Below are 16,921 nucleotides of genomic sequence, written 5' to 3' on the forward strand. Positions count from 1 at the left end.
CGCAGGCATCTTGTTCACTAGGCAGGACGTCTGCTTTACGTTTGCTCGGTCAATGATCGGTAAACTTTGCTTGGTAAACTCAAAACGCCTGGATCCATTCCATCACTTCATACTCGGTCCAGATGCCGTTTTGCCAGTAGGGATCCTCTTCCACTAATCGCCGTACTGCGGCTTCATCCTCTGCCTCATAGACTCCGAACACTTTAGTTAAATCTTGGGTCGGGCCAAGGGTAATCAGCGTGCCTGTTTCCTTGAGTTGAGCCAGACGATCCAGATGGGCCTGACGATAAGGAGCACGCTTTTCCAACACATTGTCACAGTAGCGACCCCAGAGGACATATTTCGGCATAGCAGATCGGAGAATACATAGTTGAGATTGCGCATACTTTAGCACGAATGATCGTCTAACTCTACGCTGAACTAAGCTGACAGCGCATCTGACCCAGCTCCAATCAAGGCTCTGACTTTCTCCGACTTTTTCCTACCGACAAAGCCAGGACGAGATTCTAATCTAGATGATGTAAAGGGAAAACAACCGAAGGGGAACAAGCGAATCCAACCAAATTCGTTCTCAATTCCTTCTCCCGTTCAACACCGAATCAATTCTTTACATTAATCGTCTGGAAACCGAAAACATTCCTATGAAGTTACAACTGCTTGAACACAACCGATCGACAAACAATAGCGATTTTGTTAGCCCTGTCAATTCTATCAGTCATTCTCATCGCAGCCGTCTAACCGCTCAGTGGTTCGTGATTGATGGAAAACTCGTTTGCAAATGGCTGATTAATTAAATTCTTTCACTGTCGTAGTTAGCATTATTGCTCTAGTTCATTCGATTGTTTTGCTTACCCGTGAATATCGTTCATAAAAGACCATAGAAAGTACCAGCAACATTCATTCTCAGGAGTCAAAGTCATGAAACTATCCTATCGCGGTTTGTCTTACGAAGTTAACTCTTCCGCTATTGAAACGATTGAATCTGATGTATATGCTCAGCATCGCGGTTCAACCTATCCACTGCGTCATCCCGTTAACCAGACAGGAGTGCAAGTTCCGGTTGTTCTGAGATTTCGCGGCAATTCTTATCTCAAATTCTAACAATCTTTAAACTCGTGCTAGCAGCCACCCAATCAATCATTCAATAGCAACATAGGCGCTAGCCAGCATATCTAAATCAACATAGAACACAGTTGCAATTAAGGAAATTAATCAATGTAACAGGCTGTCATATCCTCCCCCGCATAGCAACGAACATAGCAGAATGAGATATATACATGAAGGAGAACCAACCTATTTATTAATTTCCTGCATTCTTGTATAATCTCATTTCTGCTATTTAGAACAGCAAATATGAAACTTCCCCTAGCCGCTGCCGCCCTCTGCTTTGCCACCCTCCTGCCAGCTGCCGTTTTGCCTATCTCTGCCGAGCGCAGTTTTGGTTTTGAAGTAGCTCAATCTGCTGCTGAGGCCATAGGGCGAATTAACCCAAATCGCCCAGTGCAGATCGAGGTTGTGAATGCAGGCGATGCTCCAATTACCTGTATGCTGACCCAACCCGCTTCAGCCGAACGGCGAGTTCCGCCAGGTGGCAAGACTACCTTTGGCAGCACCAGAACCAATTACTTGCCTTTACCCATCAACTTTCTGGCCTATCCGGATCGAGATAATATCGGCATTAGCTCCTATGTTTTTGTTGAAGGGAATGTAGTGAAGATTGTGATTGGAGAACAGATTAGTCAAATATCCGGTGATATTAGTCTGAATATAAACGAAGATGGTAGTATTTTTCTTTTCTGACTCTGCCTTCTCGTATTAACTCTGTAACCGTTAGCGAACCTTGACCCGTTTATTCGTATCTTGTTTTCTGATCCAGGTTAAGAATCTCACCATATCCGGCTGTTGTTTCAGTTTCTCTAAAGTATTTAATTCTGTTGCTAACAGGCGATTGGCAAACAAGCTGTGGATCTGTCGGTGACAGGCCGAACAGATATCAATTGTTTCACCGGGGTCGAGTTTTTTACGTTTAGTGTACTGTCTTGGAACTAGATGGTGAATGGTAGTTTGATTGCAATCACGCTCACAAAGTTGACATTGCATTGAGCAAATTAGTGGTACTTTCCACTCCCACCCTAGCACTTTTTGCAAATCTCGACAGCGGAAACTGGAGGATAGGACATGACCCAGAACGTTATCCTCCAGAAGTTTTTTGGCCCTCTGCGCTGCTGGGGTTGACCCAGTTGCAACCAGAGGGAGATGAGAGAGGTCGGAGCGCACGAGTTCCGAACATGCGCTGCTCGTGGAGCGGGGTGAGCTTTACTGCGGTTACCCAATCGCCTGTGAATTTGGCTACCACTCAACGGCCTGGTTAACCTACAGCTTATCCGACGCTGTGAAACGTAATTGACTCACCATATTGAGTCAATACGGTTCTCGTAGCACTTTCTATAACTAAGCCTTCGATAACTAAACTTTCTATAACCAAATCTTCTGCTAAGCCCTCTGATAAACCCGTAAAAATTAGCTGAACTATATACATACTACATTTATACTACAAAAACGTCAAGACCTTGAGAAATATCTCTATAGTCATAAGGGATTGTGCATGACAGGATTATTTAGACACTAGATTAGAGTCAAGCAAAGGGAGGAAGCGATGCCATCTAATCTTTACGAAACAGATTTCTACGCCTGGACTCAAGAACAATCCAAGTTGCTCAAAGCAGGTGATTTTAAGCATCTAGATATTGTCAATTTGGTGGAGGAAATTGAGTCTTTGGGGAAACAACAGCGTCAGGAACTCAGAAACCGATTAGGCATTTTGATTGGGCATTTTTTGAAATGGGACTACCAACCAGAAAAGCGCAGCAAAAGCTGGCGAGTCACCATTCGAATTCAGCGCCGTGAGGTGGAAGCACTTCTGTCTGATAATCCTAGCCTGAAGTCTTATCTGCCCGAAGCAATTGCAAAGGGCTATGAAGCTGGCCTAGACTTAGCCGTTTTAGAGACGCCTTTGGATTATAAAGACCTACCAACAGACTGCACCTACACAGTCGATCAGATCTTTGATCCTGAGTTTCCCATTGGGATTAATGAGGTTTAATTCAGTCAAGAGCAACCGCTGTGATACTCAAACATCACAACTCCAAAAGTCACCATTTCTAACATTGTACTTATAGCTCTGTGCCCCCATAACGCAAGACTTCTTAACAAATAGACGCTTTGGACAACGACGGGCAATGAGATGATAGTAAACGTGCGGTCGGCTAGGCCGTGCGGGTTATGGCCGAGCTGTCCAGGGCCATAGGAGCCCCATTGTTGAATCAATCGTTCTTATTCGCAGTTTTAGTAGAATCCTATGTTTCCAACCCATCGCCCTCGTCGTCTGCGTAGCCATCCCCAGCTTCGTCGGATGGTGCAAGAAAATGTGCTAACTACCAATGATTTGATCTATCCGCTGTTTGCTGTCCCCGGCGAGGGAATTGCCAAGGAAGTCAAATCGATGCCGGGTGTCTACCAGCTTTCGATCGACAAGATCGTGGAAGAAGCTAAAGAAGTCTATGATCTGGGGATTCCGGCGATTATCCTGTTTGGGATTCCGGCAGACAAAGATGTCGATGCCACTGGCGCTTGGCACGACCACGGGATTGTGCAACAGGCCACGACTGCTGTGAAAGAAGCCGTCCCTGATCTGATCGTGATTGTAGACACCTGCCTCTGTGAGTACACCTCCCACGGTCACTGCGGCTATCTGGAGGTGGGCGACCTGACTGGACGAGTACTGAACGACCCAACCCTGGAGCTGCTGAAGAAGACCGCCGTTTCTCAAGCCAAGGCTGGTGCTGATATCATTGCCCCTTCTGGCATGATGGATGGGTTTGTGCAGGCGATTCGGCAAGGGTTAGATAGCGCTGGCTTCCAGGATTTGCCCATCATGTCCTATGCAGCAAAATATGCCTCAGCTTACTATGGTCCGTTCCGGGATGCGGCAGAATCTGCGCCTCAGTTTGGTGACCGCCGCACCTATCAAATGGACCCAGCTAATGGTCAGGAAGCCCTGAAGGAAATCGAGCTGGATATTGCCGAAGGGGCAGACATGCTAATGGTAAAGCCCGCTCTGGCCTATATGGACATTATCTGGCGCGTCAAGCAAGCGACCCATCTGCCGGTCGCCGCCTACAACGTTTCAGGTGAATACTCGATGATCAAGGCAGCCGCCCTGAATGGCTGGGTGGATGAGCAGCGCGTTGTCCTGGAAACTCTAATCGGCTTTAAGCGGGCCGGAGCCGACCTGATCCTCACCTATCATGCTAAAGATGCCGCTCGCTGGCTAGCTTAGAAAGCATTGATTTGAGAATAGGAGTCAGGAGTCAGAATGGTTTCTGTCTGCTGTGCGGGTAGGATTGCTTGCTGATAGGTCTAACTCGCCATTACCTTGTTGCTAGCCGCAGTCCCAACTCCTGGCTCCTGACTCCTAATTCCTCCTCCTCCTCACTTCAACTGCCCCACACTTGCTAGAATTGCTGACATTCAATGCCGAATCAGCTCGTTCAACCCTATTTCAAGAATCGTGGCGCAGGTTGTTTTAGAAAACATCTATAAAAGCTTCCCGCAGCGGCAAAAGCGGACGCAAACGGCTGGAGTGACTGAACCGGCTAGCGACCCGGCAACGGTAAGCGTGTTGCGACGGATTAATCTAACCGTGCATGACGGCGAGTTTATGGTGCTGGTCGGTCCATCCGGCTGTGGCAAGAGTACCCTGCTGCGGTTGATTGCTGGTTTGGAAACGCTGACGGGAGGCAACATCTGGGTGGGGGAACGGCTGGTCAATGATCTGCCGCCGAAGCAACGCGATATTGCAATGGTGTTTCAAAGCTACGCCCTGTATCCCCATATGACGGTTTACGAAAACCTGGCCTTTGGGTTACGGCGAACGGGCAACAGTGAAAAGTTGGCGTCATCGCGTCCTGTTTGGATGGACCGGGCACTGGTGGGCCTGACTCGTCCGTTGCCGCGACGGTTGCAGTACTGGTCAGCCGAAGAAAAAGCGGTGGCCCAACGGGTCAGTATCGTAGCCCAAATGCTGCAAATCGAACATTTGTTGGACCGATTGCCCAAGCAGCTCTCGGGCGGCCAAAAGCAGCGGGTGGCGCTGGGGCGGGCTATGGCCCGCAATCCCCAAGTGTTCTTGATGGATGAGCCACTCTCCAATCTGGATGCGAAGCTACGCACCGAAACCCGGACCCAAATTGTCAATTTGCAGCGCAAACTGGGCACCACCACGATCTATGTCACCCACGATCAGGTAGAAGCAATGACGATGGGCGACCGGATTGCGGTGATGAATGCTGGCCAGATTCAGCAGGTGGCCTCGCCGTTGGAGCTGTACAACCGTCCGGCCAATCGGTTTGTGGCCGAGTTTATTGGCTCGCCGCCGATGAACTTTTTGCCAGTGCAGGTGAAAGCGCCGCTGCTGATTCAGCATCCCCGGTTTCGCATGACGCTGCCGGAAGAATGGGAAGCCCGCCTGCAACCCTACGACGGTAAACCCCTCAGCTTGGGAATTCGGCCAGAGCATCTCAGTGTCAGTTTGCCTGCGCCCAAAAACCTGCCGGTGGTGGTAAAACGGGTTGAAGCCCTAGGCAGTGAAACCTATCTCACTGTTGGGTTTGCCGATCAGCCGGAGCAAGCACCGCTGCTACAGGTACGCACCGAACCGGACCGGCCTGTCAGTATCGACGAGGAGCTATGGCTCGCCATTGCCCCCGATAAAGTGCATTTGTTTGACGATGCCAGCGGATTGGCGATTCGGCCCTAGAGCGTTCTCAACCACTGGTGTAGCCCGCCTCCCAGTAAGGCTGCCGGAATGATTAGCCCGGTGCTAGCAGTTTGGAACCAGAAGGGCATTTCTTCGACTGCTGGCAGCAGGGCTATCCGTTGCAGGGCAATTCCGATTAGGGTAATCAGGACTCCCATCGCCAAGGCGTGCAGCAGCCCGGCCACCGGAGCCAGTGCCGCCGTTAAAAAGCCACCCAGCCCAATGCAGAAAAAGCTACCCACCAGCACCAGAGTTAACAGACTTTCAGAATCGTAAAAGGTAGGCAGAATCGCTTCGGGAGGCAGATTATTAGCCGTGAAGATAAAGGCCGCCAATAGTCCCAACAGGCAATTCAATAAAGCCAGACTGATCAAACCCGCGCCTGCTCCCAGCAGCACCGCTCGGATGCTGAACGGACTGGACCGGGCCGTGCGAACTGGAGGGGGTGGTAAAAAGGGCGCAATTCGTTCCTGATATATCCGGCGCACTGCTCGCCAAATCACGCGAACCAGCCGCAGCCAGACCAGAGACAGTAACCAGAGCACACTATCTCGAGCCACGTAGAACCAGAGAGAGGGAAGCACTCCCGACGCAACTCGCCAGAAATAAAAGCCTTGCAGCCCAGCTGCCACAAAGATAAACAGATAAAGCCAGCCCGTCAAACGCCGAATTAACTGACTGGCGCGGTTGAGGTGAGCTTCGAGGGTGAGGTGGCGGGCTAATGTAAATAGGGTCCTACCGATGCCCCAAAGGTTGTAAATGGGCAACACAAAGCGCATTACGGCAGCCATTGGCGAAATCGGGTAGGAGCCAAACAAATCCCGCAGGCTCGCGTGAATGCGGTACAGCCACAGCAGCGACAACCCCACCACCCATAGGTTGATCCAAATCCCCAGCTGATCCAACGGCGTAAAGATAAAATCAGCAATGCTGACCACCACCGACAGTAGGCTGGCGAAGGGCTGATTGGTATTGCCTAGATCTAGCCCCGTGTAGAGCGAAACTGAGCCAGCTCCCAGCAGCGAATATATCACTCGCAGCGTATCGACAATCAACCGAACCCATAGCAGGCTTAGCAGTAACTGGGTGAGGTGACGCGGCAGGTTGACTTGAGTTTGGCCTAGCTCTGGCTGAAAATCTGGGGCAGCGGCGCTGGCAGGAGCAGTTGGTGCTAGGGCAGATGGATCGGCAATCGGTAGACCGGGAGGCCGATCAACCGATGGGTCAGATAGGTCGGCCAGAGCAGTTGGTAGATTGGTTGGTAAATCGGTCGGCAAGTCGGTGGGCAAGTCGGTCGTAGGCTCTACTGGCAGCAGAATCATGGCATCGGGATCGAGGTCGTCTAGCCGCACTGTTGGTTCCACCGGCAGCAGAATCATGGCATGGGGATCGAGGTCATCGAGACGAAAGATTGGGGTTTCTGACGCATCCTCGTCGTCATATTTGGCAAGTGATAGGTATGGTTCTGGCTCCTGGGGAATTAGCTCAATCACCTGTCGCCAAGCTAGTGCCGTCTGTCCGGTTTGACGGCCATAGAGTTTGACAGTCTCGATTGTGGCAACATTCAGTTTCTGCATGCCCTGGGTCACGAGCTTTACCATTGTGGATTGATGGGGAACCCGCTCTGCTTCCAGCAGCAATTTGAGACAGTGGCCTTGGCGACTTGCCCTTGCCGTGATGCCATACTTGCCCAGCGTGCGGGTAATCAGATAGGCAATTGCTCTCGGATCACCTTGCTTCGCCAGTTTCACGATTTCATGTTGTGAATGTTGAGCCATCTTTTCTAGAGCAAATCAGACCAACCCTACTGAGCCAACTATTCAGGGATTCAAGGACGGAATCAGGTTAGACCAAGTCTGAGTTCTGAGTTTTGCTGGTGTAACCTGTATGTAGCATGTAGTTTTGTAGGTTGCTGCGGGATGTCCTAATAGATTGTGATCCAGTAGAAGATTGTGATCCAGTAGATTGTGATCCAGCTGTTATCCATCTCCCGCTTCGTCCGCCTCTCCTCCAAAACGATAGCCTTTCCCATAGACGGTGTGAATTAACGGAGCTTCGTGCTCTGCTTCAATTTTGCGACGAAGTAAGCGAATTTGCGCCGCCAAAGCGTTGCTGCTGGGCTTTTCGCCTTCTCCCCACAAATAATTATGAATTTGTTCGTGGGTGAGTAATTGGTTAGGATGGCGCATGAAATAGGCCAAAAGCTGACTTTCTTTCTCCGAAAGGTCGATTTTCCGCACTCCTCGATGAGCAAGCTGATTTTCTAAGTCTAATTCCAGATCTTCGACTCGGAGACGCGAGGGCAGCAAAGTTTCTAATGTCGGAGGACGCCGCAGCAGGGCACGCACCCTCGCCAGCAGTTCCCGTAGCTCAAATGGTTTGACTAAATAATCATCAGCGCCTGCATCCAAGCCCGCTACCCGGTCATCGATCGTGTCTTTGGCCGTCAGAAACAGGACCGGCGTGGTTTTTCCCTGAGAGCGCAGGGTTTGGCAAATTTCTAGGCCGCTTTTGTGCGGCAGCATCCAGTCTAAAATCAGCAAATCGTAATGCTGTCGGCTGGCCAGATGGTTGCCTTCTGCTCCATCGTGGGCCACATCCACCTGGTAGCCTTCCCGACTCAAAATCCGGCTGAGGGGGCCAGTCAGTTCCACTTCGTCATCAACCAATAAGATTTGCATAGGCGGGGGCAGGGGAATTCTAGTCTCTGAATCGGGTGTAGAACTAGTGTAGAACCACTGTAGAACCAGGATGAACTGGTCTAGGTCAGTCGCAGCGCTATAGAATGGGGAACAAGCATTGGGGAACAGCCGACTTGCTCCGATTCGCCGGTTTCTCCGTCAGTTCTAACCTGAAGTCCTAATCTATGATTTTCAACTGAGATGGGCAATGTAACCGACTCAGCCTTCACTCCCCTCAAGGAAAGCATCCCACTGCGCTCGGCGCTGTTCAAAGGCATTGCGGTATTTACGCCAGCCGGGGATCTGGTTTATTGCATCGACCCTCAGAAGCAAAATCGCTGGCATTTGCAACTTTGTATTTTTCTGCAAGAGTTGCTGGGACTACCCGAACCGCCTCATTTTTTGGTGCCTTGCTTCACAGCCACAATTGATCGCTGGCAGGATCCTCGCACTGGCGTGGTCCGCACCTTTGCAGAAGTTTATCCATTTGTGTCGCGGCAACGGGCCTTGCTGAGCGCGGTGTTCGGTTGCTCTGAGGGGGATTGGCAAATTGCGACACCCCAAGCCACCCTCTGCGATCCATTAGTTTTGGCATCCTATCGGCAGCAGTTTCCCGAACTGTGGCAAAATCACGATTTGGTAGCTCAGTTAGAAGCGATTGAGCCAGCATCCCCCCTCCAGCCCGTCAAGCGCCCCACGCCCATCTGGTTTGCCGACCAGTCCCATACGATGCAGGGCTACGTTTTGCGGCTGTTTGTTTCTGGCGGCAGTACGGCGACCGAGCAGATGCTAAAAATGCTGCATCAGCTTCTAGAAGAGCAATTACAGCAGCCCTACACGTTGAAAGTGATTGATGTCCGCAAGCATCCAGAGCAGGCCGAAGCCGATCAGGTAACCGCAACACCTACTCTGCTCAAGGTTTGGCCCCAGCCAGTCCGCCGCGTGGTTGGGGAAGTTGATGATCCAACCATCTTAATGCAGCTAATCCGTTGAACCGAGCTGAGGTCTACAGTTTGCCCCTTTCAGCCTTCTCCCTGCTCTAGCCTTGATGATGCGAGCAATGCAAGCGTCTACAGCGGCTTTCTACATCGACCTACAGCGGCTTTCTACATCGGCAACAACGACCGCTGACAGGTCGGACAAATCGCGTGGATTGTCAGCTGGCAGTCCAGCAGGTGATAGCCTTCTTTCTGAGCGGTTTTCGCGCCCATTTTCAAAATCGAATCATTCTTAAACTCAATGGTTTTATTGCAACGAACGCAAATTAGATGATGATGATGATAAGGCGAGGGTTGATTGATCTCGTAGTGCTTGTGGCCTTCTGCCAGCTCAAGTTCACGCAAGATCCCCATGCGCGACATTAGCTTTAGGTTGCGGTAAATTGTCGACAAACTGATCGGCTCTCCCTCATCCTGAAGGAGAATGTGCAAATCTTCTGCACTCAAATGTTGACCCTTGGGAAGGTTCTGAAAAATTTGCAGGATGGTTTCTCGCTGAGGCGTCAAGCGCCAACCCCGCTCATTTAGTTCAGCCTTGAGGGAGGATACGGTGTACATAAGAATTGTCCTTCTCAATAGTGCTGCCTTAATGAGAAGGATAACAAATTGCTCGGTTTATTTTCAAGAGTGAAGCCTTGTTGAGAATGATGCCTAAGAAGCCGTCAGAGAAAGGTGAACTGGATCAAACCAATGGGGATCAAATCAGGTCCTACCCTAGGGTTTTCTGCTAGATCCTGACTGCTGTTGCTGGATCACTCAGCGGGATAGTTAAGAAAGACTGTCAATCTTCTGCAATTGTGTCTGATTGTAAGGTCAAATTGTTAATCTAGAGAGCTAGAAATAGTTCGATGAAACCCTGATTGCACGGGATGAACCAAGAAAATCAAACCAACGAAGCCTCTTCGAATTTAGGGTTCTGTGTATAGAACAGCGTTCAAATAGAGAAACGAAAATTTACATTCAGTCAACTTACCCTAATCCTCCGAACAAATTGTGTTTACCGGACTTGTGACAACAATCGGCACCCTGCAACTCCTCAGCGAGCAGCAGGTGCGCGTATCCTGTGGGGCAGCTGATCTTTTAGCAGATATGGCGATTGGCGACAGTGTGGCAGTGGATGGCGTCTGTCTCACCGTAACTGAACTACTGCCTGACGGCTTTGTGGCCGCTATTTCGCCGGAAACCATTAGCCGCACCATTTTGAGATGGTCGGGTGGCAGTCGGTCGGTGAACCTGGAGCCGTCCCTACGAGTGGGCAGCAAATTGGGCGGCCATTTTGTCACTGGTCATATCGATGGGGTGGGCTATTTGGAAGCCTCGGTGCAAACCGCCAACGCCTGGGAAATGAGCTTTCAGGTGCCGGATTCACGAGTGTCGCGCTATATCGTGCCCAAGGGCAGCATTGCCGTGAATGGCGTCAGTCTGACAGTGGCCGAGTGCAATGCAACCGGCTCATGGTTTAAGGTGGCGGTGATTCCCCATACCTATGCGGAGACGAATCTGCATGACCTCCAACCCGGCAGCCCGGTGAACCTGGAAGGTGATGTGCTAGGGAAATATGTCGAGAAGTTTCTGCGGCTGAATGGCAGCGTAGAGCAGACAGATACAGAAGCCGTTGACGAGTTTGAAACCACCTACCCGATGTCAGACTCTATCACGCCCTCATTTCTGGCCGAGCATGGCTATTTGTGAGCCTTATTCAGCAACGCCAGATTTTTTCGTCGAGAAATATAGCGAAGACTGATACAACACCGCCTCTTGGTGCGTCAGCAGCGTACAGTCCGAACGTGGGTAGGCCACACAGGTGATGGTGTAACCGGCGGCTACCTCAGAAGGCTGCAAAAAGCCCTGCTCGCTTTGATCCACTTCGCCGCTGATTAGCTTAGCGACACAGGCCGAACAGTTGCCCTGCCGACAGCCAGACGGTAACCGAATTCCAGCACCTTCTGCCATATCGAGAATGTACTGGTCATCTGGTACCGCGATGGTGCAATCCAGCTCTGACTCAGGGTTGAGCAGGCGAACTTGATAGGTTGCCATAACGCCTCGGAAAAACCCAGCACGCTCATTCTACCCAGAGACCCAATTCAGAAGCCGTAACCTGTAGTCCTAGCTACAACATGAATACATGAAAAATTGTTCACTAATGCCACCTAACCATCTCGCAGATCCAAAGGCGACAGGAGATGGCAGGAGTGTGATGTTAGTGAGGAAACGAATGGATATGAGCAGGGCTTGGTTCAACCAGGGTTTGAGAGTTCTGAAAAAGTTTCGGGTGCAGTGGTCAATGGCGATAGGGTTAGGCGTTGCAGTCGCGTTGATTACTGGTCTGCTGTCTCCGGTCCAGTCGGCACCAACCCGCGAAGTGACCGTTATTGGACAAACCACTACCGGATCAACCACTACTGGACAAACCTACTATGTGAAATCTGAGCCGGGAAACGTGATCTGGGGTGAGCTATTCAAACCCGACAGCCCGCCGATTTTGCGAGTCAAGTCGGGCGATCGAATCACGATGGAGACAGTTTCTCATGAAGGGATTTTGCCGGATCAGGGAGAGACGGTTGCCTTTTTGACCGCAGGCGGTATTGCCGAGCAGGATATTTTGCCCGACCAGCTCACAATTAAGGCAGACGTGGAAAAGACCGGGCCAGGGCCGCATGTGATTACCGGACCAATTTATATGGAAGGGGCAGAGCCGGGCGATGTTTTAGAAGTCAAAACGCTGAATATCGAATATCGCGTTCCCTATGGGGTGATTTCTAATCGGCATGGCAGAGGCGCATTGCCCGGAGAGTTTCCAGAGAACGACGCCCCCATCTACACAAAAGTGATTCCGATCGACAAAACCCGGCAGATCGGGATGTTTCACCCTAGTAACGGCTTGAGTAGTTTAGAGATCCCGCTGAAGCCGTTTATGGGTCTTGTGGGTGTTGTGCCTGCCAATCCTGAAGATGCAAAAAATTCGGTGCCACCAGGTCTCTATGGCGGCAATCTGGATATTAAGCATTTGGGGATAGGCAGCAGTCTGTATCTGCCGGTTCAGGTGCCAGGAGCGTTGTTTTATTCTGGCGATCCTCACTGTGCTCAGGCCAATGGCGAAGTAGCACTCACTGCGATCGAATGTTCGCTGACGCCAACCTTTGAGCTGACCCTGCACAAAGGCATGAACCTGGCTACCCCGATGGGAGAAACCGCAGACGCCTGGTATGCAATTGGCTTGGATCAAGATCTGGACGAGGCGATGAAGAAAGCAGTGCGGGAGTATTTGCGCATCGCCAATGAAGAATATGGGCTGACCAAAGCCGATGCCCTCTTGTTTGGCAGTGCTGCAATCGATTTTGAGGTCTCCCAGGTGGTAGACATTGTCAAAGGCATTCACGGCGTCATTCCTAAAACTCTGTTCCAGCCACTGAAGCCGCAGTAGCCAAGGATTGGCAAACACAGATTGGCAAACAGGGGCCAACCTGGGCCAACCAACATGGAGAGCAGAATCTTCAGTAAGATTTATCAGCGTGGGGTTGCAGGAACTTGGTGGCTCCACGTTGCTTCCATGGAGACTCAGAAGCATTGAGTTGCTTAAATGTATTGATTGAACTTTGCATGAACCACTTCCACTTCTTGAGCCACTCAGCGCGTCATTCATCGGGCCATTCCCTCAACTGTCCGCCGAGCTGCACTCATGCCCGTCCGGCCAAAGACAAGGTTCGCTCGCTGGTCCTTGCTCTAATTTTGCTGCTGGCAGCGGCGCTGGCCGAATTTGCGGTTGGGTTGGTTAGCCATAGTTTGGCGCTGATGGCGGAATCGGGCCACATGCTCTCCGATGGACTAGCGTTGGGGTTAGCGCTGTTAGCCACCTGGATTGCCCAGTTTCCGGCCTCGCCCCAGGCCACCTTTGGCTACCGTCGGATCGAAATTCTGGCGGCTTTGGCGAATGGAGTTGGCTTACTAGTAGTAGCCGGTTGGATTAGCTGGGAAGCCCTGACTCGGCTGCAAGCTCCCAGTGAGGAAATTCTCAGCTTACCGATGCTGATCACGGCTACGGTGGGCTTAGGCATCAATAGTATCAATGCCGGACTGCTGCACCAGGACAGTCATCACGATCTGAATCTGCGGGGTGCGTTTTTGCACATGGTGGCAGACGCGATTAGCTCGGTGGGGGTGATGCTGGCCGCTGTGGTGATCTGGCAGTGGGGCTGGACCTGGGCCGATGGAGCCGTCAGCTTAGCCGTAGGGGTGGTGATTGGCCTGGGAGCTATACCCCTGATTCGGCAGAGTTTGGATATTTTGCTGGAAAAAGCGCCATCCCATCTGGATTTAGCGCAAATTGCTGCCCACCTGCGCAGTTTTGAAGGCGTGGTTGCAGTGGATCAGGTGCGAGCCTGGACGATTGCCTTGGGGCAAGATGCGCTTTCGGCCCATTTGACGGTGAGCTGGAATGACGGCAGCAAACGGGACCGGCTCCTACAGCAGCTACAGACCTCTCTACAGCAGGAATTTGGCATCGCCGAAGTGTTTTTGCAGCTCTCGGCGGGTTTGCCCCTAGAGCAAATGGGTCTATCGCTAGCTGAACAAATTGAACGCCTCAGCTTATCGACGACGGAGCCACTGACACCACCGGAGGAAACTTGAGTTCGCCGTCTAAACTGCGCCAGAGGTACCAGCAGGCAACGGTGCGGTAGGGCTGCCAGGGAGCAGCAATCTCTAGCATCGTTTTTTTGGCGGGCAGGTCGGGCAGGCCGTAGAGTTGTCGCATGGCTGAGCGAATACCCAGATCATCCACAGGTAAAACATCCCAGCGGTGCAGGCGAAACATCAGCAGCATCTGAGCCGTCCAGCGGCCAATCCCCTTGACGGCAATCAGCGCCTGGATAATCGCCTCATCCTCCCAGGTGGCTAACTCCTCTAGCGTCGGCAATCCCGCTTCCACTTTTTGGGCCAGATCCTTGAGGTAGGTGATTTTGGGACGAGAAATGCCCGCACTGCGCAGCAGGTCATCCGGTGTGGCAAGAATATCGGCAGCCGTAGGAAAATCTTGGCCGGGATAGAGCTGTAAAAACCGCCGATGGATTGCTGCCGCCGCTTTACCCGATATCTGCTGGTACAGAATTGATTCCGCCAGAGCCGACAGCAGATTGCCGGTTTGCTGCCCTTTGTAAAGCCTGCACTCGCCGACTTGCGTAATCACCTTGGCCAGAACCGGGTCGGATTGTTGCAGGTGGGTCAGCGCCTTTGAGTAGTCCATTCTTTATCAGTTTTGAGTTTTGAGTTTTGAGTTTTGAGTGACGGAACCTGGACGATGCAGCTAGTTGAAGAAACGGAGCGCCTTTGAGTAGTCCATTCTTTATCAGTTTTGAGTTTTGAGTTTTGAGTTTTGAGTGACGGAACCTGAACGATGCAGCTAGTTGAAGAAACGGTGTTATGTGCGATTGCTTCAGATGAGTGAGCAATCTGCCCATAATAAAAAATGCAGTGGGCACCAGTACTAATGATCCAGGATACCTCGAACCAGCTCTCGCTTTTTAAATCTGAATCGGCCTCAGAATCAGTCTCCGCTCCCGTTGCCAGCTATGGCTGGATGGGCAGCAGCGCTCAATTTCTCGCCATCTCCCTTTCGGATTGGTTAGATCAGCTCAGCCGCCGCTATCACGACCTTTACAATCAGCGTCCTACCACCACCCAGATTCAGGCATGGCAGGATTGCGGCGAACGGTTGCAGCAGCAGTTGACGTTATTGCGCCCACTAAGACCCGACAGTTCAGCCTGGACGCTAATTTTTGAGTATGAACTGCCCCACGAAGGCGGACGCCGTCCCGATTTGGTGCTGCTGGCCGCCGGGCAGATTCTGGTGTTGGAATTCAAGCAAAAAACGCATCCGTCCCAGGCGGATTTAGACCAGGTAGCAGCCTATGCCCGTGATTTGGCTGAGTACCACCGCGCTTCTCATCATCGTCCAGTCGTACCCATCCTAGTTCCGACGCGGCGAACTGGCGAAAGCCAACCCTATAAAGAGGGGCAAGGCGTGCAGGTGCTTGCTGTCTCCGAGTTAGCGGCCTGGTTGAGCCAACTCGAACAGGCCAGTGACCTCGATCCAACCACCTGGGTGCAGTCAGACTATGCGCCCTTACCCAGCGTCATGCAGGCAGCTCGGCGAATTTTTCAGCAGGAGCCATTGCCGGAGATTAAACGCGCTCGTAGTGCCGGAATTCCCGAATTGCTGGAGTATCTGTATCGGCTAGTGGAACAGGCGCAGGCGAATCATGAGCGGCATTTAGTCTTGATTACGGGCGTTCCTGGCGCAGGCAAAACGCTGGTCGGCTTGCAATTTGTCTATCAGCATCCGGTGCAGCATGACCAGCAGCGACCGGCGGTGTTTCTGTCGGGCAATGGGCCGTTGATTACTGTGTTGCAATACGCCCTCAAAAGTAAAGCTTTTGTGCAGCCGGTGCGCAATTTCTACCTGCACCATGAGGTGCGCCGCCAGACTGCTCCTACAGAACACCTGATTGTTTTTGACGAAGCCCAACGGGCCTGGGATGCAGAACGCATGGCCGAGAAATATGGCATCGACCGAGCGGCGGCTGGAGCCGTGTTGCGAATTGCCGAACGAGTCCCGGATTGGTGCGTGGTGGTGGGGCTGATGGGCGAAGGGCAGGAAATCCATGTCGGCGAAGAAGAAGGACTGGAGCAATGGAACCAGGGGTTGTCACAAGCCAGCGCCATTTGGCAGGTCCACTGCGCCCCCGGCCAAACCGAATTCTTTCCAGCGGTTCCACCCGATCGGCTTTATGCGCACAAACGGTTTAATCTGACGACCTCGCTGCGCTCCCATCTGGCTAGCCATGTCCAAACCTGGGTGGCCCATTTGTTAGCCGGAGAACTAGGGCAGGCCGCTATCCTCATGCCCAAACTGCGTCAGGCAGGATTTGCCGCCTATCTTACCCACGACCTCGCTGTAGCCAAAGCCTACTGCCGCGAACGCTATCGCCACCAACCCCAGAAACGCTACGGTTTGCTAGCCTCCTCCCGTGCCCGTAACCTGGCCGCCTACGGTATCCCCAACGACTACTACGCCACCTCGCGCCTGAATATGGGAGCCTGGTACATTGACCCACCCGATTCGCCTCTGTCCTGCTGCGCCTTGGAACGAGCCGTCACCGAATTCGGCTGTCAGGGCTTGGAACTCGACTTTCCGATTATCGGCTGGGGTGATGACCTGCGCTGGGACGAAACCGCCTGGAGCAGTTCGGTACGGCAAAAGAACGTGCGTAATCCCCTCAGGCTAAGAATCAACAGCTATCGGGTGCTGCTGACGCGGGGCCGAGACGGATTGATTGTGTTTGTGCCTCCCGAAGCCAAAATGAAAAATACCTACGAGACGCTACACGCCGCAGGACTGGAGGTACTCAGCACCCTCATCTAGA

17 protein-coding genes are annotated in these 16,921 nt (G+C 52.0%); 10 read left to right on the forward strand and 7 right to left on the reverse strand.

Annotated elements, in window-relative coordinates; all coding sequences use genetic code 11:
- Positions 1–79 precede the first annotated feature (79 nt).
- Positions 80–349: a YciI family protein gene (locus HJG54_RS07030; RefSeq protein ID WP_316434142.1), complete on the reverse strand. Its 270-nt coding sequence runs from the start codon at positions 347–349 to the stop codon at positions 80–82.
- A 569-nt stretch (positions 350–918) separates the two neighbouring features.
- Here HJG54_RS07030 and HJG54_RS07035 point away from each other — a divergent pair.
- The gene (locus HJG54_RS07035) at positions 919–1,101 is read left to right on the forward strand and encodes a DUF4278 domain-containing protein (RefSeq protein WP_316434143.1); all 183 of its coding nucleotides are present in this window, start codon (positions 919–921) and stop codon (positions 1,099–1,101) included.
- A gap of 252 nt (positions 1,102–1,353) precedes the next feature.
- Positions 1,354–1,800, forward strand: a complete 447-nt coding sequence (locus HJG54_RS07040) for a hypothetical protein (RefSeq protein WP_316434145.1) — start codon at positions 1,354–1,356, stop codon at positions 1,798–1,800.
- Positions 1,801–1,830: 30 nt separating this feature from the next.
- Here the strand turns inward: HJG54_RS07040 and HJG54_RS35410 are convergent, their stop codons facing one another.
- Positions 1,831–2,100, reverse strand: a complete 270-nt coding sequence (locus HJG54_RS35410; RefSeq protein ID WP_420717383.1) for an HNH endonuclease — start codon at positions 2,098–2,100, stop codon at positions 1,831–1,833.
- Positions 2,101–2,656: 556 nt separating this feature from the next.
- On the opposite strand from HJG54_RS35410, the gene HJG54_RS07045 reads away from it, so the two are divergent.
- The 3 genes from HJG54_RS07045 to HJG54_RS07055 all read left to right on the forward strand — a co-directional run bounded on the left by HJG54_RS07045 (position 2,657) and on the right by HJG54_RS07055 (position 5,818).
- Positions 2,657–3,103, forward strand: coding sequence for a DUF29 domain-containing protein (locus HJG54_RS07045; RefSeq protein ID WP_316434146.1), 447 nt, complete (start codon positions 2,657–2,659; stop codon positions 3,101–3,103).
- A 255-nt stretch (positions 3,104–3,358) separates the two neighbouring features.
- Complete coding sequence (gene hemB / locus HJG54_RS07050) at positions 3,359–4,339, forward strand: porphobilinogen synthase (RefSeq protein ID WP_036004119.1); 981 nt, start codon at positions 3,359–3,361, stop codon at positions 4,337–4,339.
- Between the two features lie 231 nt (positions 4,340–4,570).
- Positions 4,571–5,818, forward strand: coding sequence for an ABC transporter ATP-binding protein (locus HJG54_RS07055; protein WP_316434147.1), 1,248 nt, complete (start codon positions 4,571–4,573; stop codon positions 5,816–5,818).
- On the opposite strand, the gene HJG54_RS07060 is transcribed toward HJG54_RS07055, so the two are convergent.
- The gene (locus HJG54_RS07060; protein WP_316434148.1) at positions 5,815–7,596 is read right to left on the reverse strand and encodes a hypothetical protein; all 1,782 of its coding nucleotides are present in this window, start codon (positions 7,594–7,596) and stop codon (positions 5,815–5,817) included. The two genes, HJG54_RS07055 and HJG54_RS07060, sit on opposite strands and share 4 nt — an antisense overlap.
- A 201-nt stretch (positions 7,597–7,797) precedes the next feature.
- Positions 7,798–8,499, reverse strand: coding sequence for a two-component system response regulator RppA (rppA, locus tag HJG54_RS07065; RefSeq protein ID WP_316434150.1), 702 nt, complete (start codon positions 8,497–8,499; stop codon positions 7,798–7,800).
- 201 nt (positions 8,500–8,700) lie between these two features.
- Between rppA and HJG54_RS07070 the strand changes: the two genes are divergently transcribed.
- The gene (locus HJG54_RS07070; RefSeq protein WP_316434151.1) at positions 8,701–9,492 is read left to right on the forward strand and encodes a circadian clock KaiB family protein; all 792 of its coding nucleotides are present in this window, start codon (positions 8,701–8,703) and stop codon (positions 9,490–9,492) included.
- Between the two features lie 113 nt (positions 9,493–9,605).
- On the opposite strand, the gene HJG54_RS07075 is transcribed toward HJG54_RS07070, so the two are convergent.
- Positions 9,606–10,055: a transcriptional repressor gene (locus HJG54_RS07075; protein ID WP_316434152.1), complete on the reverse strand. Its 450-nt coding sequence runs from the start codon at positions 10,053–10,055 to the stop codon at positions 9,606–9,608.
- Between the two features lie 435 nt (positions 10,056–10,490).
- Here HJG54_RS07075 and HJG54_RS07080 point away from each other — a divergent pair, with 435 nt between their 5' ends.
- A complete protein-coding gene (locus tag HJG54_RS07080; RefSeq protein WP_316434153.1) occupies positions 10,491–11,189 on the forward strand; it encodes a riboflavin synthase in 699 nt (232 codons plus the stop codon).
- A gap of 3 nt (positions 11,190–11,192) precedes the next feature.
- Here HJG54_RS07080 and HJG54_RS07085 read toward each other — a convergent pair whose 3' ends face one another.
- Positions 11,193–11,537 (reverse strand): 2Fe-2S iron-sulfur cluster-binding protein, encoded by a 345-nt coding sequence (locus HJG54_RS07085; RefSeq protein WP_316434154.1) that lies wholly within the window; start codon positions 11,535–11,537, stop codon positions 11,193–11,195.
- Positions 11,538–11,721: 184 nt separating this feature from the next.
- Here HJG54_RS07085 and HJG54_RS07090 point away from each other — a divergent pair, with 184 nt between their 5' ends.
- Together HJG54_RS07090 and HJG54_RS07095 are read left to right on the forward strand one after the other, a co-directional pair.
- Positions 11,722–12,924, forward strand: coding sequence for an acetamidase/formamidase family protein (locus tag HJG54_RS07090; RefSeq protein WP_316434155.1), 1,203 nt, complete (start codon positions 11,722–11,724; stop codon positions 12,922–12,924).
- A 176-nt stretch (positions 12,925–13,100) separates the two neighbouring features.
- Entirely contained in the window at positions 13,101–14,129 is a 1,029-nt protein-coding gene (locus HJG54_RS07095; RefSeq protein ID WP_316434156.1) for a cation diffusion facilitator family transporter, read from the forward strand.
- On the opposite strand, the gene HJG54_RS07100 is transcribed toward HJG54_RS07095, so the two are convergent.
- A complete protein-coding gene (locus HJG54_RS07100; RefSeq protein WP_316434159.1) occupies positions 14,083–14,742 on the reverse strand; it encodes a DNA-3-methyladenine glycosylase family protein in 660 nt (219 codons plus the stop codon). The genes HJG54_RS07095 and HJG54_RS07100 overlap by 47 nt on opposite strands.
- 222 nt (positions 14,743–14,964) lie before the next feature.
- On the opposite strand from HJG54_RS07100, the gene HJG54_RS07105 reads away from it, so the two are divergent.
- Positions 14,965–16,920 (forward strand): DNA/RNA helicase domain-containing protein, encoded by a 1,956-nt coding sequence (locus HJG54_RS07105; RefSeq protein ID WP_316434160.1) that lies wholly within the window; start codon positions 14,965–14,967, stop codon positions 16,918–16,920.
- Position 16,921 lies beyond the last annotated feature (1 nt).

Source organism: Leptolyngbya sp. NK1-12 (assembly GCF_032598965.1).
Lineage (GTDB): Bacteria > Cyanobacteriota > Cyanobacteriia > Elainellales > Elainellaceae > Elainella.